The organism is Orbaceae bacterium BiB (assembly GCA_036251205.1).
In the GTDB taxonomy this organism is placed as follows: domain Bacteria; phylum Pseudomonadota; class Gammaproteobacteria; order Enterobacterales; family Orbaceae; genus Orbus; species Orbus mooreae.
Genome location: CP133958.1, coordinates 1,271,956 through 1,293,524, shown reverse-complemented (window position 1 = coordinate 1,293,524; position 21,569 = coordinate 1,271,956). Strand labels below are relative to the sequence as shown.

17 protein-coding genes are annotated in these 21,569 nt (G+C 34.9%); 12 read left to right on the top strand and 5 right to left on the bottom strand.

The genetic code is table 11. From position 1 onward, the window contains the following. Nucleotides 1-54: 54 nt before the first annotated feature. The 3 genes from RHO11_06050 (at nucleotide 55) to recB (ending at nucleotide 4,444) form a co-directional block, all read left to right on the top strand. Nucleotides 55-351, top strand: coding sequence for a YfcZ/YiiS family protein (locus RHO11_06050; GenBank protein WVD62681.1), 297 nt, complete (start codon nucleotides 55-57; stop codon nucleotides 349-351). Nucleotides 352-443: 92 nt separating this feature from the next. Further along, a complete protein-coding gene (gene sixA, locus RHO11_06045) occupies nucleotides 444-902 on the top strand; it encodes a phosphohistidine phosphatase SixA (GenBank protein WVD62680.1) in 459 nt (152 codons plus the stop codon). Beyond that, nucleotides 881-4,444 (top strand): exodeoxyribonuclease V subunit beta, encoded by a 3,564-nt coding sequence (gene recB, locus RHO11_06040; protein ID WVD62679.1) that lies wholly within the window; start codon nucleotides 881-883, stop codon nucleotides 4,442-4,444. Before sixA ends, recB begins: the two co-directional genes overlap by 22 nt. 122 nt (nucleotides 4,445-4,566) lie before the next feature. Here the strand turns inward: recB and RHO11_06035 are convergent, their stop codons facing one another. Continuing rightward, on the bottom strand, nucleotides 4,567-4,872 hold the full coding sequence (locus RHO11_06035) for a DUF4822 domain-containing protein (GenBank protein ID WVD62858.1): 306 nt from the start codon (nucleotides 4,870-4,872) through the stop codon (nucleotides 4,567-4,569). 10 nt (nucleotides 4,873-4,882) lie between these two features. Here RHO11_06035 and RHO11_06030 point away from each other — a divergent pair, with 10 nt between their 5' ends. After that, entirely contained in the window at nucleotides 4,883-5,014 is a 132-nt protein-coding gene (locus RHO11_06030; protein ID WVD62678.1) for a hypothetical protein, read from the top strand. A gap of 193 nt (nucleotides 5,015-5,207) precedes the next feature. Beyond that, the gene (locus RHO11_06025; GenBank protein ID WVD62677.1) at nucleotides 5,208-6,881 is read left to right on the top strand and encodes a glycoside hydrolase family 3 N-terminal domain-containing protein; all 1,674 of its coding nucleotides are present in this window, start codon (nucleotides 5,208-5,210) and stop codon (nucleotides 6,879-6,881) included. 175 nt (nucleotides 6,882-7,056) lie between these two features. Here the strand turns inward: RHO11_06025 and RHO11_06020 are convergent, their stop codons facing one another. Both RHO11_06020 and RHO11_06015 read right to left on the bottom strand, forming a co-directional pair. Beyond that, entirely contained in the window at nucleotides 7,057-8,364 is a 1,308-nt protein-coding gene (locus RHO11_06020; GenBank protein WVD62676.1) for an MFS transporter, read from the bottom strand. A 92-nt stretch (nucleotides 8,365-8,456) separates the two neighbouring features. Continuing rightward, entirely contained in the window at nucleotides 8,457-9,584 is a 1,128-nt protein-coding gene (locus tag RHO11_06015) for a 5-methyltetrahydropteroyltriglutamate--homocysteine S-methyltransferase (GenBank protein ID WVD62675.1), read from the bottom strand. Nucleotides 9,585-9,896: 312 nt separating this feature from the next. On the opposite strand from RHO11_06015, the gene sstT reads away from it, so the two are divergent. From sstT to RHO11_06000, 3 genes are all read left to right on the top strand, one after another. Continuing rightward, nucleotides 9,897-11,162 (top strand): serine/threonine transporter SstT, encoded by a 1,266-nt coding sequence (sstT, locus tag RHO11_06010; protein ID WVD62674.1) that lies wholly within the window; start codon nucleotides 9,897-9,899, stop codon nucleotides 11,160-11,162. A gap of 136 nt (nucleotides 11,163-11,298) precedes the next feature. After that, a complete protein-coding gene (lexA, locus tag RHO11_06005; GenBank protein WVD62673.1) occupies nucleotides 11,299-11,913 on the top strand; it encodes a transcriptional repressor LexA in 615 nt (204 codons plus the stop codon). 55 nt (nucleotides 11,914-11,968) lie between these two features. Beyond that, a complete protein-coding gene (locus RHO11_06000) occupies nucleotides 11,969-12,334 on the top strand; it encodes a hypothetical protein (protein WVD62672.1) in 366 nt (121 codons plus the stop codon). A gap of 202 nt (nucleotides 12,335-12,536) precedes the next feature. On the opposite strand, the gene RHO11_05995 is transcribed toward RHO11_06000, so the two are convergent. Then, complete coding sequence (locus RHO11_05995) at nucleotides 12,537-14,777, bottom strand: hypothetical protein (protein WVD62671.1); 2,241 nt, start codon at nucleotides 14,775-14,777, stop codon at nucleotides 12,537-12,539. A 260-nt stretch (nucleotides 14,778-15,037) separates the two neighbouring features. Here RHO11_05995 and RHO11_05990 point away from each other — a divergent pair, with 260 nt between their 5' ends. The 4 genes from RHO11_05990 to RHO11_05975 all read left to right on the top strand — a co-directional run bounded on the left by RHO11_05990 (nucleotide 15,038) and on the right by RHO11_05975 (nucleotide 20,502). Further along, the gene (locus tag RHO11_05990) at nucleotides 15,038-16,954 is read left to right on the top strand and encodes an ABC transporter ATP-binding protein (protein WVD62670.1); all 1,917 of its coding nucleotides are present in this window, start codon (nucleotides 15,038-15,040) and stop codon (nucleotides 16,952-16,954) included. Nucleotides 16,955-17,040: 86 nt separating this feature from the next. Continuing rightward, nucleotides 17,041-18,285, top strand: a complete 1,245-nt coding sequence (locus RHO11_05985) for a PqiA/YebS family transporter subunit (protein ID WVD62669.1) — start codon at nucleotides 17,041-17,043, stop codon at nucleotides 18,283-18,285. 15 nt (nucleotides 18,286-18,300) lie between these two features. Further along, nucleotides 18,301-19,938, top strand: coding sequence for an intermembrane transport protein PqiB (pqiB, locus tag RHO11_05980; protein WVD62668.1), 1,638 nt, complete (start codon nucleotides 18,301-18,303; stop codon nucleotides 19,936-19,938). A 3-nt stretch (nucleotides 19,939-19,941) separates the two neighbouring features. Then, nucleotides 19,942-20,502 carry an ABC-type transport auxiliary lipoprotein family protein gene (locus tag RHO11_05975; protein ID WVD62667.1) on the top strand — a complete coding sequence of 187 codons (561 nt, stop codon included), beginning with the start codon at nucleotides 19,942-19,944 and terminating at the stop codon, nucleotides 20,500-20,502. 51 nt (nucleotides 20,503-20,553) lie between these two features. On the opposite strand, the gene RHO11_05970 is transcribed toward RHO11_05975, so the two are convergent. Then, nucleotides 20,554-21,429, bottom strand: coding sequence for a D-hexose-6-phosphate mutarotase (locus tag RHO11_05970; GenBank protein ID WVD62666.1), 876 nt, complete (start codon nucleotides 21,427-21,429; stop codon nucleotides 20,554-20,556). Between the last annotated feature and the right edge of the window lie 140 nt (nucleotides 21,430-21,569).

The following is a 21,569-nucleotide window of genomic DNA, read 5'->3' as shown; positions in this document are numbered from 1 at the left end:
TAACGTATAGTTTGTTCTAAAATTTAGTTAGCTAAAAATTTTGTGAGGTGGTATATGTCAAATTCTCAAAACAAATGTAAAAGTAATGAAACGGCTGCTTGCTGTTGCACTGATATTGGTACAATCATTGATAATGAAGATTGTACTGCTGAGTATGAAAATGTGTTTGCAACAGAAGCACTAGCACAAGAGAAGCTACAATCACTGACTATTGCTGCTAGAGATGTTGAATCAGATCCTTGTCAAATTATGAGTCAAATTGATAAAGTTGATAATGGTTATAAATTGTCGGCAAAATTTCATTTTTGCTGCGGTGCTGAATGTTTGATTTTTCAGTTAAAATTACGCTAATTATCTGGTCTTAATTTTTTATCAAGATGCAATCTAAGAGTTATGATAATAATTATAGGTTGTATCTTAATTTAACTCAGTAGTAGGGCGCCATGAAAATTTATATTATGCGACATGGAGAAGCGGGCTATAGCGCTTCATTAGATTCAACCCGTCCCTTAACTCCAGTTGGTGAAAAACAGTGTTTATCCGTTGCAAATTGGTTAAGTGAACAGCAGATAACATTTGAATTAGGGTTGGTTAGTCCCTATTTACGAGCCCAACAGACTTACTCTATTATTGCCAAAGCTGTGCCAATTAGTCAAACTGAGAAAAATCCATTATTAACGCCTGGTGGTTGTGCTAGCCATGTTGTGGATCATTTAACAATGTTAGCGTTAAGTGGTGTAAAATCAGTATTGATTGTTTCGCATCTTCCACTTGTTGGTTATTTGGTTAATGAACTCTGCCCACATATCGCTCCACCTATGTTTTCAACAGCAGATATTGCTTGTATTTCATTATCTCAAGATAGCCAAGGTGAGTTGGAATGGTTTCACCATCCGGTTTAACGCAATCTAGTGAACTTGATCTATTCTCATTACCGTTAGTTGGTCGATCACTGATTGAAGCATCAGCTGGCACCGGTAAAACTTACTCATTGGTCTTTGTCTATCTGCGGCTGTTACTGGGGATCGGTCAAAATAATTACCACCGAGCGTTATCTGTATATGAAATTCTCGTAGTAACTTTTACTACTGCAGCGACTGAAGAGCTACGTTATCGTATCAGACAAAATATTCATCAATTACGTCTTGCGTGCTTAGCTGGTCACCATGATGATCAAGATTATCAGCAGTTAATCGACCTAATTGATGATAAAACTTTGGCATTAAGGCGCTTACTCTATGCCGAACAAAACATGGATGAAGCGGCTATTTTTACGATTCATAGTTTTTGTCAACGTATACTGACTACTTATGCTTTTGAAGCTGGTATTTTATTCAAACAAACATTAGTTAAAGATGAATCGGCACTCTATTTACAAATTGCAAGTGATGTCTGGCGTGATTATTTTACACCGCTCCCAGAAGATATTGTTGGTATTATTTGGCAGACATGGCGCGATCCACAAGATTTATTGAATAAAATTAAACCATATCTTAATCGTCGATTACCGGATAATATTACACTTTCTAGCGAACCTTTAGATCAGCGGATTGTTGATTTTCATCAAGCAAGTATCAATAAAATTGAGAAGCTTAAACAAGACTGGTTAGTTTCAGTTGACGAGTTACAGTTACTAATTCAAGATTCTGGTGTCAGTAAACGTTCATATAGCAAAAGTAATTTACCAAAGTGGCTAGATAAAGTGACTCTTTGGGCACAATCCCCAACAATTGATTATTACTATCCCGTAAATGAGTTAAGTAAGTTTAGTCAAATCGAGCTCAATCTTAAAACTGATGCAGATAAAACCCCACCAGTGCATCGGTTATTTTGTGATATTGAGCAATTTTTAACTGATACTTTTGATTTAAGTAACTTTATATTATTTGATTTGGTTCATATGATTACTGAACGTGCAGCAAACAAAAAAATGCTGTTAGCTCAAATGGGATTTAATGATTTACTTAATAATCTACATAAAGCGTTACTTGGTGATAACGGTGAGTTATTAGCTCAGCAAATTAGTAAGCAGTATCCAGCGGCAATGATCGATGAATTTCAAGATACTGATGCTGTGCAATATCAAATTTTTGATACTATTTATCAAGATCATCAGCAATCTTGCTTACTATTAATCGGAGATCCTAAACAGGCGATCTATGGTTTCCGTGGTGCTGATATTTTTACTTATATTCAAGCAAAATCATCGGTTGATCATCAATTCACTATGTTAACTAATTGGCGCTCAAGTGCAAATATGGTTGCTGCAACAAATAGTTTGTTTAACCGAAGAAAGCAGCCCTTTATTTTTGATGCGATTCCATTTATTGAGATGAAGAGTGCGAAAAAAAATAGTAGCAAAGCCTTTTATGTTAATGATCATGAGGTTAGTACATTACAGAGCTATTTATTACCACAAAATATTTCTTCTAAAGGCGATTATCGAGAATATTCAGCTGAATATTGTGCAGAGCAAATATCTCAATGGTTATCACAAGAGGCTTATTTTGTTGATGATCAACAGTTACAACGTAAACTTCAGTCTGCAGATATCGCAATTTTAGTTAGAACAGGTAGTGAAGCCGAGTTGATTCAACAAAAACTCAATAAGCGTAATATTAAAAGTGTCTATCTTTCTAATCATAAAAGTGTTTTTGATACATTAGAAGCTCGAGAACTATTGCGAATTTTGCAAGCGGTATTTAACCCAACAAGTGAATCCTATTTACGTAGTGCACTTGCGACTCAGCTTATTGGTGCTTCAATGGCTGATCTTGATGCCTTATCTAATGAACAAAATGTTTTAGAGCAGGTTGTTGAGGAGTTTAGAGAGTATCATACGATTTGGTTACGTTATGGTATTTTAGTTATGTTACGTCGATTAATGACTCGTCGGCGACTGATCGAAAATTTGTTAAGTTTAACTGATGGTGAGCGAATTATTACTAATTTTATGCACCTAGGAGAGCTACTACAAGAGGTTTCCCCTGATATTGATACGCCACATGGGTTAATCCGTTGGTTAACCAAACAGATCAAAGAACCAGATCTTAATCTAGAAAATCATGAACAGCGTTTAGAGAGTGATGAAAATTTAATTAATATCATTACTATTCATAAATCGAAAGGGCTTGAATATCCGATAGTCTTTTTACCGTTTATTGGCGATTATCGTGAGTCTGATAGTTTAATTTATCATGATCGAAAAAATTATAATACCAACTATGCTTATAGCAAATCACTTGAAATTGATGCGTTAATTGAACAAGAGCGGCTTGCTGAAGATTTACGCTTACTTTATGTTGCAATGACCCGATCCATTTACCACTGTTCTATTGGGATTGCCGGAATCACAAAAGGAAGATCGACTGAACTAGTATTAAAGTCGTCAGCGATCGGTTATTTACTATTTAATACTGAAGATTATGACTATAACGCATTAAAAACAGCACTTGAGCAATTAGCATATTGTCAAGTTTTAGCTATCGACATCCCTATAGCCATTTCAGTGTTTGCAACAAGACTTGAATCATCTAATGTTGATTTGGCGGCAAATCAATTCAAACGTCAACTTGATTATAGTTGGCGGGTGACGAGTTACTCGAGTTTAATACAGTCATCAAGTGATGATAATAAAACAGCTGCTTTTTTAGCTGATATGATACCTGCGTTTGATAATGAAGTGTTATTGGATAATCGAATTATTGATGAAGTTATTAGTTCGACTGATGACCAAGTCATTTATGATATTCATCATTTTCCCAAAGGAGCTATTGTTGGAACTTTGTTACATGAATGTTTTGAGAATAGTGATTTTACCCAACCAGATCAACAAGATGTTGCAACGTATTTAATTACAAAATTAAATCTATCGCCAGAGTGGTTTCAACCTTTGTGTAAATGGTTTGTTGATGTATTACATACTCCGCTAGAACAGTGTTGTTCATTATCTGATTTATCACTAGCCCAACGTTTAAATGAATTACAATTTTACTTACCTATCCGTAAAGAGGTCTCTGCTCTTACTCTTGATCAACTATGCAAACATTATGATCCATTATCAAGGCAGTGTGATGAGTTAACTTTTGCTAAAGTACAAGGTATGTTAAAAGGGTTTATCGATATGGTTTTTGAGTGGCAAGGAAAATATTATATTGTTGATTATAAATCCAATTATTTAGGTGAATCCGTTGATGATTATCACATTGATGCTGTTAATAAGGCAATGTGTGAACACCGCTATGATCTACAATATCAGCTCTATTCTTTGGCATTACATCGCTACTTAAAAAGTAGGATTAGTCATTACCAATATCAAAGTCATTTTGGTGGAATCTATTATCTATTTATTCGTGGTATGACGCCAAATAATCCTCAACATGGTGTTTTTTATACAAAACCTGAATTTAAATTTATTGAAGCACTTGATAAATTATTTGGTTAGTTAATCATGTCTGAAAAATAGTAAATTTGCTGACTAATCTATTGATATTTTGTCGTAATCATAACGAAGCTAAATATTGAGGGTGAAAATTTAGCTCCGTTACTTTTGATCTATTTTCTAAATTATTTAGTTTCTAAAATTGTTGATAATGGTTTATGGATAATATCAAAATAAGTCTTTGTATTTTCTGGATTAGGGTAGATACGATAAGTATATGTTTCAGGCTCTACTGTGACATTTTCAACTGTTCGAGTAAACATAACACTACCATCAGATTTTTTAGCAACAATTGTTCTTGTTTTGCCATCTGCGCTTATCGACCAGTCACCAGAAAGCTTTAAGTTGCCTTCCTGAGTATACATTTTGAATGTACCGTCTGCGTTATAGACTGCAATACCAAAGAATCCATTAACGACTAAAGATGAAATTGCTGGATTGATGTTATTTAGTGATCATGAACGTAATCCACAAGATGGGTTAACCGCTGTACAGAAAAAATATCTACAAGACGATAATCTGCGTAATGTCTTAAATGCTGGTAGTAATGATGTTAAAGCAACAGTATTTTAGAATAATGATATGCAAGCTTATGTAGAGGGTTTTGTTAAAGATGGTAAAAAAGTGATTCTAATTGACTTTAGCTCAGACCCAAGGCATATTGCTGGAATACAATGCAAAAGGTGATGATATCTCTAGATGGTCATCTACGCTGGGGATTGCCGCAACATTTAATCCTGAAATTATGTCGTAATTTGCAAATATCATGTCACAGGAATTTCGCGCATTAGGAATTACTACTGCTCTGGCCCCCCAAATTGATTTAGCAACAGAGCCTCGTTGGTTACGAACAGATGGAACAATGGGGGAAGATACACAATTAACGATTGATATGACAAAAACATATGTTGATGCGGCCCAATCAACTTTTGTCGATGGACAAGATATCGGGTGGGGAAACGAATCAATTGTGACTATGGTAAAACATTTTCCTGGTGATGGAGTGGGTGAAGGTGGCCGTGAGTCACATATGGAGAGTGGTAAGTATGCTGTTTATCCTGGCAATAATTTTCGCGAGCATTTAAAGCCTTTTTCACAAGGTGCTTTTGATTTGAATGGTAAAACTAAAAAAGCAGCTTCAGTCATGACCTCTTATTCGGTTGCGATTGGCGCTGATGGTAAGCCACTTTTTGGTCAAAATGTAGCTACCTCATACGATAAAGGAAAATTGAGTTTATTAAGAGATCAATTAGGTTATGATGGTGTAGTTAGCACTGATTGGTCGGTGACTAAAGTAGGCAATGAGCCAGATAATACGTTAAAATTAGGCATGGCTTGGGGCGAAGCTGATAAAACAGTTGATGAGCGGCACTATATTATTTTACAAAATGGTACCGATATGTTTGGTGGTAATAATGATAAAAAACCAGTATTAGGTACTTATGAGTTATGGCAAGCAGATTATAAAGCGGGTAAAAATTCAATTTCAGCTGATGAACGATTTAAACAGAGTGGTAAACGAATTTCTAAACTCTTGTTTGAAACAGGTCTTTTTGAAAATCCTTATTTGGTTCTATCTGAGTCTGAAGTTATCGTTGCCAGTCCAGATAAAGTCAAAGCCGGTTATAATGCGCAATTAAATTCAATCGTGATGCTTAAAAATCGTAATGGTACGATTAGTGCGGCAGATAATAAAACCGATTATCAAGATAAAACGGTTTATATCCCAAGTTCAATTCGTCATCAATTTAAGACTGTTTTTGAAGATGCATATACCACGAATGATCCTACAATGGATATTGATATGGCAAAAACTTTTTTTAAGAACGTATTAACTGATACGCCAGTCGTTAATGATAAAGGTGAGGTTATTGGATTTAAGGTGCCCGATCTGACTCATGTCGATCTTATTATTATCGGTATGAATAGTCCGGATAGTGGGGGTAATTTTAATCATGCAGGGCAGAGAGACGACGGCTCTTTCTATCCATTATCATTACAGTATCGTCCATATATTGCAAATAGTGATTCAGTTCGCAAACAATCAATTAGCGGTAATCTCAATCCTGACGGAACCCAAGAAAATCGCTCTTATTTTAATCAAGCGGCTAATATTGGTAATGAATATGATTTAATTGCTTTTGAACAAGCCTATCAAAAAGCATACGATATTTATAAAACAACAGGGAAAGTAATTCCGATCATTGTTGCTTTAAAAGCTAAAAATCCAGTGATTGTTGCAGAGTTCGAAAGTCAGGCTGATGCTATTTTGACTGGTTTTTCTGTTAGTGATAAAGCTTATTTTGATATTATCGTTGGTAATTATGAACCAAATGGACTGTTGCCATTGCAGTATCCTTTGAATATGAATACTGTAGAGGCCCAGTTAGAAGATGTGGGGCGAGACTTAGAGCCGTATGTTGACGAAGGCTGGCAATAAATATGATTTTGGCTTTGGATTAAATTATAATGGTGTTATTCATGATAGCAGAACAGAAAAATATAAGTAATAGTTGTATAATTTAACTATATTAAGGGTCGCTAACGTAACGTTTACGACCCTTTTTTATACATACTACCCATTTAAAGTGAGAATTAAACTATTATCAATTTGATTATTCACGATATGGTTTTATTAATAATATACAGATAGCTGAAACTAAAAGTGGTAAGGCTAAAATAGAAAAGTAATAACTACGTGGTAATTCTGCAGCAATTAATAATCCAGCAATATAAGGACCTAATGCCGCACCTAAACGCGCTAATCCTAATACAATCCCCGTCCCTGTAGCGCGAATCTGCGGCGGGAATACAATTGGCGCTGTAGCATACAGACCAGCCATTGCCGCAAAAATAGTAAAGCCAATGAATGCAATTAAGGTAAAAAGTAATGGTAATATATTTGCACTAAATCCAAAGGCCGTGACTGAAATAAATGCAATCACGAGCATTAATGAAACCGCTTTTTGTACTGCATATTTTTTAGAAAACCAACCTAATAATACGCCACCAGCAATACCAAAAATATTCATTAATAGTGAACCGGTGATACTGAGTTCATTAGTATAACCTAAGTTAACTAAAATTTTAGGTGTCCAGTTGGCTAGGAAATAGAATGAACACATCAACATAAAGTTACTTATGCATAATAAAATTGTCGCTTTTAACATGCTAGGTGTTAATAGTAAGCTAAATTTTTTCTGCTGTTTTTGGGAAATAGCCGTTGTTTTAGGAAAAGTATCACAAGATTTTAAGCCCAGTTTTTTTAGTAATTGGTTAAGCTTAATCAGTCCTTTGTTACTTTTTTTAGTTAATAGAAAATCTAATGATTCTGGTAATTGACAAAAAACGACGACGAACATAATAGCTGAAAGTATACCGCCAAAAAAGAACACATATTGCCAGCCAAAGTGTTTAATTAACGGAATTGAGATAATTCCACCAATAACTGAACCAACCGTATATCCAGCAGCCATAATGCTAATCGCGAGTGAGCGCGAACGATTTGAGGAATATTCAGCAACAACTGTATTTATTCCAGGTAAGATCGCCCCCATCCCTAGGCCAGTGAATAGGCGAGCAATAATCAGTTCACTGTGATTATTTGATAAACCAGAAGCAAACATGCCAATTGTTAGAATTACTAAACAGCATAGTATAATGATGCGTCGACCAAATTTATCTGCGAAAGGCGATATTAATAATGCACCAATCACCATTCCCACGAGACCAGCACTAAATAGTACCCCAAGTTGTTCAGGATTTAATCCCCATTGCGTTGAAATTGATGGTGCAACAAACGCAATGGTTAATACATCAAAACCATCAATAACGCTGATCAGCACGCAAATACTAATTGCAAATATCTGAAAGCTATTCATCGTATTGTTATAGATGGCTTGCTTTATTTCACTAACATACATATATATCACTATCTCTATTTTTATCAAAATTAAGGCAAAAAATTACAATTACCACTTAGTAAGTGATAATTGTATAATCAACACAGACTATTTTATCGTTTTATTTCAGTCGAACCCCAAACATCGTTCGCAATATCGACGGTAAGTTTTAATTTAGCACGTTGATCTTCAACGGTGACATTATTGCCATGAACCGTACTACTAAACCCACATTGTGGCGATAGCGCTAATTGATCGATCGAGGTAAATTTTGCGGCTTGTTCAATTCGACGTTTAATATCATCAGGATTTTCTAGTTGAGCAAATTTACTAGAAATTAAGCCTAAAATTGCAATTTTACCTTTTTGTAGATATTTTAATGGTTCAAAACCACCACTTCTTTCATCATCATACTCTAAAAAATAACCATCTAATTTCATTTCACTAAGCAGTGCCTCAGCAACTGGTCCATAATTACCACTAGCCGCAAAGGTACTCTTAAAATTACCACGACATAAATGGATTGATAGCACTAAATCTTTCGGTTTTAGATCGACGACTTTATTAATGAATTCAGCATATTTGTAAAGTAGTAGATTTGGGTCATCACCTCGCTTACGAGCTGCTTCACGCATTTTTTCGTCACAAAGATAGGCTAAATTAGTATCATCCATCTGCACATGGCGGCAACCTGCACTGTATAAAGAAGCTAGTTCTTGCGCGTATGCTTTTGCAACATCATCATAAAATTCTGGTTCCAGAACTGGATAAGCAGCTTCATCAATACCTGCTCGTCCACCTCGGAAATGTAGCATTGTAGGTGATGGAATTGCCACTTTCGGTACTGAAGTGCTACTTGCTTGGCTCTTTAGAAAATTAAAATCGGCTAATTGAATATCTTTAATATGTTTAACTTTACCGGTGACTCGAATATCCGGTGGTAGTAACTTCTCTTTACCATCGCTATCAATTACTGTACCCGGTGAGCCTGTAGTGACGCCACCGAGTTGCTGTAAAAAATCTAAATGAAAATAGGTACGACGAAATTCACCATCAGTTACACTACGAATACCCGTTGATTCTTGAAATTTTACAATTTCAGTAATCGCTCTATCTTCAACTAAACGTAATTGTTCAAATGAAATTGCTTTATTAGCAAACTGTTCGCGTGCTTGTAATAAATAGCTTGGACGTAAAAAGCTGCCGACATGATCTGCACGAAAAATTGGATATGTACTCATAGTATCTTCCTTGTCATATTCTGGTTTTGTCTAAATAGATGGATAGACGTCTAAATTATAGTAAGATTATAGAAGGATGAGATACTATTATCAAATTAATAATTTTTATATTTAGATATAGTAAAAAACTATACCCTTAAGTACTATTTTTATAAAAATTATATAATATTGGTTAAAGTTTATAACATATCATAATTAGCCATAATATGGCTTTATAGTGTATAAAAAAACATTATTTCAAACACTTTTTTCTATAAAAACTGATTTGATAATGATAAAGTTTTTGTTCATTTTGAGAATAGGAAAACAAAAATGGTAGGTCGTCAGCATCCATTAATACGATTATATTTTAAAGTCGGTTTAATTCCACAAATAATATGTGGATTAATACTCGGTATTGGATTAGCTTTCTTTTCGAAAGAAGCTGCATCTGATGTTGCATTACTCGGTCATCTTTTTATTAACGCACTTAAATCAGTTGCTCCGATACTGGTTTTAGTTTTAGTGGTTTCATCTATTGCTAATCACCAACATGGTAAAAAATCGAATATGAACACTCTAATGGTGCTCTATTTTGTTGGTATGATGTCCGCTGCTTTACTTGCCACGTTTGCGAGTTTTCTATTCCCTTCATATATTACTATTGTTGATAATGCTCAAGAAATCGGCCTTACACCGCCTAGCGGTGTTAAAGAAGTTTTAACTACATTATTAACGCGAATGATCGATAATCCTGTTAATGCATTAGTGCAGGCAAATTATATTGGTTTGATTGTCTGGGGTGTTGGTATTGGATTAGCACTTCGTCACGCTAATCAAACCACTAAAACCATGATGACCGATTTATCTTATTCCATCTCTTATATTGTGCGAATTATTATTCGATTTGCACCATTGGGAGTGTTTGGTTTAGTCGCTTCAACATTGGCTGAAACTGGTTTTGCAGAGTTGCTAAATTATGTTCATCTATTATTAGTTTTAGTCTGTTGTATGTTGATTGTGGCGCTAGTGATTAATCCGTTATTAGCTTTCTGCGTTATGCGTAAAAATCCATATCCGTTAGTATTCACATCTTTAAAAGATAGTGCGATTCCAGCATTTTTTACTCGTAGTTCTGCAGCTAATATACCCGTTAATATGGAAATTTGTAAACGCCTTAAAATGGATGAAGATACCTATTCGGTTGCGGTTCCTTTAGGCGCAGCAATCAATATGTCTGGTGCTGCAGTTACTATTACCGTATTGACGTTGGCTACTGTTTACTCTACAGGAATCACTGTTGATATTTACTCTGCTGTTTTACTCTGTATTGTTGCTTCTGTTTGTGCCTGTGGTGCTTCTGGGATTGCTGGCGGATCTTTATTACTGATTCCTGTTGCATGTAGTATGTTTGGTATTCCTAACGAAATTTCAGTTAAGGTCATTGCAATTGGTATTACTATTGGTGTTATTCAAGATTCAGTTGAGACTGCGCTTAACTCTTCTAGTGATATTGTCTTTATTGGTTCTATTTCTTCTTCATTAAAAACAGAAAGTGAACCAGCTTTTGAATCTGCGTTTGAAGCAAAAACTAATTAGCCTACTATTGCCTCTATTATTCATCAATAGAGGCAGCCTTTAATTCAAACAGTTGCCTGTTTTTGATAAAAATATTGGCTTTCTTGTTATTACTGTATATAATCACACAATCTGTATAAAAACACAGGATTTTAGGATGAAGCCACTTACTGAGCGTCAACAACAAATTTACGATCTAATTAAAGAACATATTAATTCAACCGGAATGCCGCCTACTCGGGCTGAAATTTCTGCACAACTCGGATTCCGTTCAGCTAATGCAGCCGAAGAACATCTTAAAGCATTAGCGAGAAAAGGGGCTATTGAGATGATTGCAGGTTCGTCTCGCGGTATTCGTTTGCTACTTGAAGATGAAAATGAAGACGGATTGCCTTTAATTGGCCGAGTTGCTGCTGGATCACCGATTTTAGCACAAGAGCATATTGAAGGGCACTATCAAGTGGATCCGAGTCTGTTTAAACCGAATGCTGACTTTTTATTACGTGTTAATGGTATGTCAATGAAAGATATCGGGATTTTAGATGGTGATTTATTAGCTGTACACAAAACCCAAGAGGCTCGAAATGGTCAAGTTGTTGTGGCTAGAATCGGTGAGGAAGTTACCGTTAAACGTATTGAGAAAAAAGGCACTAAGGTACGTTTAATTGCTGAAAATGAAGAGTTTGCTCCTATTGATGTCGATTTACAGAAACAAGATTTTTCTATAGAAGGATTAGCTGTTGGTGTCATTCGTAATGGAACATGGATGTAATTTGCTTTTATTTCGTATAAACTAACCAAAATTCGATCAAATAGGATGAAAGGAAATGTGGTTATTTTGGTTATATGAATTTTTAGGTTTTGCTGCAGTTGTTGTCTTAATTTTTGCTTATTGTCGTTTTCGTAAACAAGGATTTTGGTCATTTGTTTGGCATCAACTAAAATGGGTTTTACTAAGTATTGTCGCAGTATGGTTGATTATTGCAGTTCTATGCTGGAACCATTTGTGGAGTGCCTCTCAATGTTATTTTAGAGGGGTCAGCATGAAAGCTACAACTAAATATTCGATATATTTAAGTGAATGTCAGATTCAAACACCAACAGGATCTTATGTTCCGATTGATCGTACTCGAGCCCTACCAGAAGGTGATCGTTCAGGTGGCGATAATGATATGCAATACTATGGTTACTAATTAGCTGATTTTATAAATCAATTATATTGTTCTTTAAAAAACCTCGAATTTATTCGAGGTTTTTTATAGTTAGTTTTTTATCGACAGACTATTCAACTCGATGAAGATAATAATCAGTATTATAAAAGCTTTAAAACCGGATAGCTTAAGTGTCTCTGATTTTGTTACTTTAAAATGGAGACACTTTTCTCTAACTCTATTATTACTCAGCAGAATTATTGGTTGGTTGATTATTTAACTGCTCTGTAGTCGTATCTTGCTTGGCAACTTGCGTTGTTGCCTCTGTAGTTGACTCAGTCGGCTCATCAAAATAACCATCATACCATAACCAACCACCAGCAGCCGCAACACCAACAATAATTGCAAAGATAAAGGCTACCCAATATTTGCAGTGACTTTTTTTCATTGGATCAGTTAAACTACGTGTTGCATTTTTAGGTAACTCTGCTTTAGAGGTTAATAACCCACCAAGTAGTAGACTAATTTTTATTTTGCCATTAATTGCCCAACCAGATGCTTCAAGTAGTGGTGCTAAAGTTCTTTGGCGTAGTTTTAACCATGCCAAAATGACTGATGGTCCAGAAATAATTAAGAATATTCCTAAGAATACAAATGGTAATTGCCACCAATATAATTGAAATAATGAACTGGCAATTGTTGCTATTGCGGTGCCTAATGCCCCAAGAGCAAGACCAATAGCAGCAAAAATCCCCATACTTTTTGCAATATCAAACTTTGGTGGTTCTGTTGTTTGTGTTGCTGTACTTACAATGGCCGAATCTTTTGAGCTCGCCCATTTGTTTATTTGCTCTGTAATAAAACGGCCAATACGTTTATAAGGATCCCAAATTGCCTGACTAATACTAATAGGCTTACTGATAATTTTTACTACTTTGGCATCCCAATCATTACCATCATTATCGACAAATACCCCATTACGACCATCAAGTAGAAAATCTGCATCGCCAGCTGTCATGGCCGCAACAATTGTTCGTTTTTGTTGTGTTCCATTAACTGCAGGGCTTTTACGAGTACATTCACAATACATTAAAAATAGTTCTGAGTAGTTAGCTAATGTGGTGTGTTTCACAATATCTGTAACCGGAATACAAAGTGTACAACAGCGACCATCAATAAATAGTCGTCCAGTTTGAAAGGCAGCACTGCGAGCATCCAAATCAAAGAAATCATAAAATGAAACAAAGTTCATGAGTAATCGATATAGGTGCTGATGATAAATAACTAGTTTTTCTACATCGGCAATATCTGCCGCCGCAGCGGGTGTTTTGCTATCTTTATCTGCCAGTTCAGCAAATTGCTCAAAAAGATCACTATTGAGTAGGGTATTAATTTTTGCTTCACCAAGTTTATCAATGGTTATTGTTGGCGCAATAGTTGTATCAACTTTAGCTAATGTTGGTTTTGAAGTGACTACAGCCGAGTACGGCGATAAAATTTGTTGAATATTTTGCCAATCGCTTTTGGATAGAGAGTCTTGTGAATTTACAAAAGGTTTTACTAGATTAATTAAACGTAATACTTTGCTACGCCAGATAGGATTTAATCCACTCGTTAAATTAAGATCTTGTGCTGCTTCAATTCTTGAAAGTGGTAATTCAGCTAATGCACTATCAGATAATAAACCATTATCCATTGGGACAATATACTTTTCATCTACGTTTAATGACTTTTCAGCTTGCGGTGCATAACTCGCTAATTCTGTTCGTAAAAAATAGTCGTTAATTTTATCTTTTAATTCTTGGACTAATTGCCAAGCTTCTTCTGTATCATTACCTAATGGTGTGGTTGCAGCACTGACATTTTGATACCATTTTATCCAATCTTCTAATGATTGTTTAAATGCGATTGCGATCTTATTATCGATCCCATTTAAACCACTCGCATCTTTAACTCCACCCATTACTTTCAGTGCATCTTGGATAAACCCTTGTAAATCAGGTGAAATTTTATTAGTAGCAGGAACGATGCCATCACCATTGAATAGATTACTATTATTCACTAAGGTTGAATCTTTGAGATCTTTTAGACTAATTACGTCTTGATCACTTTTTTCTATATTTGCCAAAATTGCTTTCGCTGTTGCTAGTAAGCGTTGGCCATTTTCGGTTTCAGTATTAATTGCAGATAAAGATAATTTATCATTACACTCGATCAATGTATCTAAGTGAATTAGTCTGGACTTTAACCATTTTATTGCATCAACAATATCGGGTATACGAATACGATCATCATTGTCATTATCAAGTAATGATAGTGTTTTATCATCTATTTCAAGTCCTGACGCAGGGCAACTCAAAGCAACCCATAATTTAGGATCAAGCTCATCTAAATGGGCAATGTCTTCAGCACTGGTTAAAATAACTTGATCAATTCCGCCTATACGTTGAAATTTCCATGGATATCCTGTTGTTTTCATTGTCATCTGCTTTTTCCTTTCTCTCGCAAAATATCTAGCCTATTATGCAATAGATACTTTTTATATTCCACAAAGATAATCCTATTGATGATTAAGGTTTTTTAGTAAGATTTTTCACTAGAATAACACATTACAATAAAAAAATAACGAAAAATGGCGTAATTTGGACTGACTAAAATAATTTTATTGATTTATTGTGTATTGTTGTTAATAACATGGCATAATTTTGCATTAATGAATCACACTGTAAAACGAATGAATATTATATGGCTTTAATTACATTACACGATGCTTATCTCTCTTTTAGTGATGCTCCTCTCTTAGATCATGCAAGTTTATCTATCGAAGCGGGTGAACGAGTCTGTTTGGTTGGACGTAACGGCGCAGGTAAATCCACTTTATTAAAAATTCTTAATAAAGAGATCGCGCTTGATGATGGACAGATTATTTTTGAAAATGATGTTGTAGTTTCTCGATTACAGCAAGATCCACCACGAGATATACAAGGTACTATCTTCGATTTTGTTGCGGGAGGATTGCAGGATGTTGCTGATTTACTTAAGCGTTATCATCGATTACTAAAAGTAATAGAAAGTGATCCAAGTGATGAAAATTTGACGGTATTAGCTAAGCTACAAGAGCAGTTAGAACAAAAAAATGGTTGGCAAATTAGTAACCGTATTAATAATGTACTGACCGCATTGTCTCTTGATCCTGAAGTTGAGCTATCATCTTTATCTGGCGGATGGTTACGTAAAGCAGCACTAGCTAAAGCACTCGTTAATGACCCAGATATCTTGTTATTAGATGAACCGACTAACCATTTGGATATTGATGGTATTGGGTGGTTAGAAAACTTCTTAAAGAGCTTTCCTGGGAGTATTGTGTTTATTTCTCATGACCGTTCTTTTATTCGCAAAATGGCAACACGTATTCTTGATTTAGACCGTGGTAATGTGACATCTTGGCCGGGAGATTATGATAAATATTTATTCGGTAAAGAAGAGGCATTAAGGGTCGAAGAGCTACAAAATGCGGAGTTTGATAAAAAGCTTGCACAAGAAGAGGTCTGGATAAGACAAGGTATTAAAGCTCGGCGTACACGTAATGAAGGGCGGGTTCGTGCGCTTAAAGCATTGCGTCAAGAATATTCTGAACGTCGTCAAGTAATGGGTACGGCTAAAGTTCAGATAGAAGAGGCTCTACGCTCTGGTAAAATTGTATTTGATTTAGAAAATGTTTCTTATCAAATTGATAATAAAAAGTTGGTGGAGAATTTTACTGCACAAGTATTGCGTGGCGATAAGATTGCATTGATTGGTCCTAATGGTATTGGTAAGACAACACTAATCAAATTAATGTTAGAACAAATTAAGCCAACCTCTGGGTCAATTCATTGTGGTACTAAATTAGAAGTCGCTTATTTTGATCAGCATCGGGCTGACTTAGATCCTGATAAGACGGTGATGGATAACTTAGCTTATGGTAAACAAGAAGTGACTGTAAATGGTCGAAATCGTCATGTTCTTGGTTATTTACAAGACTTCTTATTCCATCCTAAACGTGCTAGAACACCGGTTAGTGCATTATCTGGTGGTGAAAAAAACCGTTTATTACTTGCTAAACTATTTTTAAAACCAAGCAATTTATTAATTCTCGATGAACCAACCAATGATCTTGATGTTGAAACATTAGAGCTATTAGAAGAGTTAGTGAGCGAATATAGTGGCACTGTGTTATTGGTGAGCCATGATCGACAGTTTGTTGATAATGCGGTTAATCAGTGTTGGTTCTTTGAAGGTAATGGTGTTATTGATTCCTACGTTGGCGGTTATTTTGATGCATTACATCAACGACAAACAACCAGACCGATTGATAAACCAAAAGAAAATAAAGTGATTGCTGAACAAGTTGTTGCGACAGTTGTTCCTGAAAAGCCAGTTGCGACTAAGAAACTCAGTTATAAACAGATTAAAGAACTTGAAGCACTACCGAAAAAAATTGAGAAAATAGAAAAAGAGATCGCTCAGTTACAATTAAAAGTGAGTGATAGTAACTTTTTTAATCAATCTCACGACGTGACAAATGAAGCTTTACAAAAATTAGCAGATAAAGAACACGAGTTAGAGCAGGTTTTTGCTCAGTGGGAAGAGCTTGAAGCAATACAAAACGGTAAAAGCTAATTTGATAAATAATGCTCTGAATTTATGATAAAAATATTTTATCGGTATAATGATGAATTGCTAAAATAGCAAAATACGGAAATGTTATGAAGTCAGCCATTGAACCTTTAAAAAATTATATCTTATGTCATCATTGTGATTTATTGAGTGAATTGCCTACGGTTACTGATAACCATAAGGCAATTTGCCCTCGATGTCACACAGGTTTAGCAACTGAACATCGACATATGAAAAAGAATACTACAATTTATTCAATATGTGCTTTGATTATGTTGATATTATCTTGCTGTTTTATATTTATCGATATAAGGGTAATGGGAATTGTTAATAATCTGAATATTTTGGCTCTGGCTGATACCTTATATCAAGATAAATATCTCTCCTTAACTGTTCTTTTTCTGCTATTAGTTCTAGTGATTCCGGTTTTATGTTTAATATTCCAAATTATACTGTGTAGTCGACTACCATTATCTAAATTTAGACAAAGAGATTTATTAAAATGGTATGGCAAATTACATGATTGGAATATGCCTGAAATCTTTATGGCTGGAGTTTTAGTTAGTTTTGTTAAATTGACCAGTTATGGTGATGTAGGGCTCGACCAGGCCTTTTTACCATTTTGTCTATTTATCGTGTTTTACTTAAAATCTTATATTATTTTTTCGCAACGTGATATTTGGAATCAAGTTGCTAAAAATTATATAGGTGATACACCATTAGTATCAGGTAAGACCGGGATTGATCAAAATATACGTTTATGTCTGTGTTGCCACTCCATTTTGCCAGCTAATTTGGCTCGTTGCCCAAGATGTAAAACAAAGGGACAGCTAAGGGAGCGCAAAAAAATTCAATGGACTATTGCGTTAATTTTTACGTCATTACTACTCTATATACCCGCTAATATGTATGGGGTAATGAATACGGTTTTTTTAGGTTCTTTATCTAGTTCAACGATTTTAGACGGTGTAATTTATATGTGGCAAGAGGGAGATTACCCTGTTGCATTAGTTATTTTCGCTGCGAGTGTGATTATTCCAGTATTAAAAATTATCGCATTAAGCTGGTTATGTTACTTTGCTTTAGCTGCAAAAAATAAAACTAATGTCAATTGCCGTAAAATGAATAAACTTTATAAGATGGTTGAGTTTATTGGCCGTTGGTCAATGATTGATGTGTTCGTAGTTTCAGTCGTTTCAGCATTAATTCGAAATGGGGAAATGATGTCGGTATATCCTTATATTGGTGCTATCTTTTTCGCATCGGTAGTGGTTGTTACTATGATTGCTTCGCATAAATATGATCCAAGATTGATTTGGGATAATGTTAATTAAAAAATTAGGTGAATTATGTCTGTGATATCGGGAAAATTGGCAAAAATAATCAAAAGTGATCGTATTTCAGCGATTTGGATTATCCCTATTGTTACTTTAATTATTGGTGTATGGATGGTGTATAGCCATTTTGCTGGGCAAGGTACTACAATTACGCTATTAGCTCATGATGCTAATGGTATTATTGCAGGAAAGACAGTTATTAAGAGTCGTAATGTTGATGTCGGGATTGTCGAAAGTGTGACATTGAGTAAAGACTTTGATCAAGTTGTGATTAAAGGTCAAATTTATAAAAATATGGAACCGCTTCTAAAAAATGACTCAATTTTTTGGTTAGTTAAGCCACAAATTGGTATAGATGGGGTAACAGGCCTTGGTACGCTTCTTTCTGGCGTTTATATTGAACTTGTTCCTGGGTATGAAAAAGATTCGTTTAAAAATAGGCCATTCGATTTATCTGATAATCCTCCTTTATTGAGTCCAAATGCTGAAGGAGTTCGAGTTAATCTAATTAGTCATCAAAGTGGTGTACTTTCTCTCGGGGCGCCAGTGATGTTCCGTGGTTATACGGTAGGTAAAATTGAGAACTCTGAATTTGATATTGAGTCACGTAATATGAAGTATCAGTTATTTATTCCGAAACCTTATGATTCATTAGTTACAGAGAATGTCAAATTCTGGAAAGAGGGGGGAATTAATCTCTCTTTATCATCAAAAGGTGCTAGTCTCGATATCCCTTCTCTTAATGTATTATTATCTGGTGGTATCAGCTTCGATGTTCCTAATGGGGCTAAATTTGGCTCAAAAGTGAAATCGATGACAACATTTAACTTGTATGAAGATAAAAAAGCGACACAATCATCAGAATATTCTGATTTCCACCCATTTTTACTATTTTTTAATGAGTCAATCGCTGGGTTAAGTGAAGGTTCACCCGTTCAGTACCGCGGAATCACAATTGGTACAGTTGCTGAAGTTCCTTTCTATACTCAAGATATGTTAGAAAAAACGAGTGTGTTAAGTTTCAACATTCCTGTATTGATCCATATTGAACCAGGTAGATTAACCGATGTGATTGATGTGCCAATTGATTTATCAGAGCTGATTATTAAAGAGCAAAAAAATGGTTTACGAGCATCTCTTAAATCAGCTAACTTTTTTACTGGTTCTTTATATGTTGATCTCGATTTTTATCCTGATGTTGATAATAAAACGCCTGAACTTGCCGCTAAAGAATTTGGTTATGATACGATTGCGACTATTCCGGCTGGCTTATCACAATTACAAGCGAAATTAGGACAAGCACTTGATAACTTTAATAGATTGCCACTAGATAAAACGGTGACAGAGTTAAATGATTCATTAGTGAAAATTCAAACGCTACTTGATTCTGTAACTAAAATTACGAATAGTAAAGATGCACAATCGTTACCTAAAGATTTAAAAGAAACAATCAGATCCTTAAATGAGACTTTACAAGGACTACAACCCGGATCAACACTACATAATCAATTAAATGCTGATATGAAAAAATTTGAGAGTATGATGGAGCAGCTTACACCGTTACTCAATACATTAAATGAAAAAAGTAATGCGTTGATTTTTGCAGCCCCAACAAAAACAGATCCAGAGCCAAAAGCTAAAGGGAATTAAACCATGAAAAAACTGATTATGATATCACTATTACTATTATTAGCTGGTTGTTCATCAACAGCCCCTAATAGAACTTACTATCAGTTAACTAGTGATTTTTCAATTGATAACTTACAACTACAAAAAGTGGATAATGTCGCGTTTATTGATTCTGTAACGGTTGCAAGTTATTTAGATACAACAGGTATTGTTTACCAAACAGATGCAATTGAGTATAGTACTGCACGTAATAATCTATGGTTAACAGCGTTATCAAATCAAATTCAACAACGAGTTGTCACCGATTTGTCCGTTTTACTACCGAATTATTTTGTGACTACTGAGCCAGTATCAAATCCAAGAATAAGAATTAAACTCTATATTGACGGATTCCATGGTTCCTATACTGGTGATGCCATCATTGAGGGGCGATGGGTAATTAACTATGGTAATAATAATATTGTGACTAAAAATATTGATGCACGCTTAAGATTATCTGAAGATGGTTATGCTGCATTAGTTAAAACCTTGTCCAAAGGCTGGCAAGAAGAAGAAATTGAGTTAATTAGATCAATTAAGTGGTAGAGATAATAAGCCAATTCAATTTTTGAATCGAATTGGCTTGTTCTTTAGAGGCTATTTAACAATTTCTATTTTTAGACCGTAGCTTGTTTTTTGCTGTGAATTCGATTTAATCGGTTTATTGATACGACAAGTTTCAACACATACAAAATGGTGGTAACTATCGTCTGCTAAATCTTGAGTAGCTTTAGCTTTTTCGATCCATGGATTCCATGTAACGATATCACTATGATTAATATGAGTTAATTTTATCGTACGATTTGCATCCTTAATCAAGGTAATATTTTCTGGTTGAGTATAGATTCGATCAACCTCTTGATTAAATGTCATTTGACCATCAACTTTAGGCCTGTTTTCTTTTGCTAGTCGTTCAATATACTCTTGGCCTAGATCCGAAACAACAACACTTGTAATATCAGTAACACCAAAATAGCTATGCAATGCTGTAGTCGCCTCAAAATCACCTTGTGATGAAAGTTCAGCTGAACATGTTTTACCAACATGTAAACTTAATTCTAGATTAAATTCCTTTGACCAATACTTTTTAGTTTGTTCATTACTTTGTAAATGTAATACTAAATCGATACCGTCAGCTGTCTCTTTATGAGATACGAGTTGCCAATCAACAATACGTGCAAAACCATGCATTGGATCACCATTTTTACCAAACCAAGGCCAGCAAATAGGTATACCTCCACGAATTGGGGTCTGTTTTTTAAATAGTGCTTCTTCACTTAACCAAATAATGGGTGTTTTTTCACCTGATGGTTGCCAATAAAGGAGATGGGCACCCTGTAATGAGACTGCAGCCTGACATGTTGGGTGATTGATAAGGATAATGTTATGTTCACCGTAACTGATTTGTTTGACGCTATTACTGATAGTGATTTCATTATTTTTACTTGCTTGAATTTTTTTAATAATTGACATTATTATGCTCCATAACATGATATTAACTGATCGTTATTGTACGCCTCCTATACTAATCGTAAAGTGATAAATACGGTACTATATTGGTGGTTTTTATCTCTTTTTATGGTTGATTATTTTAATAATGTGATACATTTCAC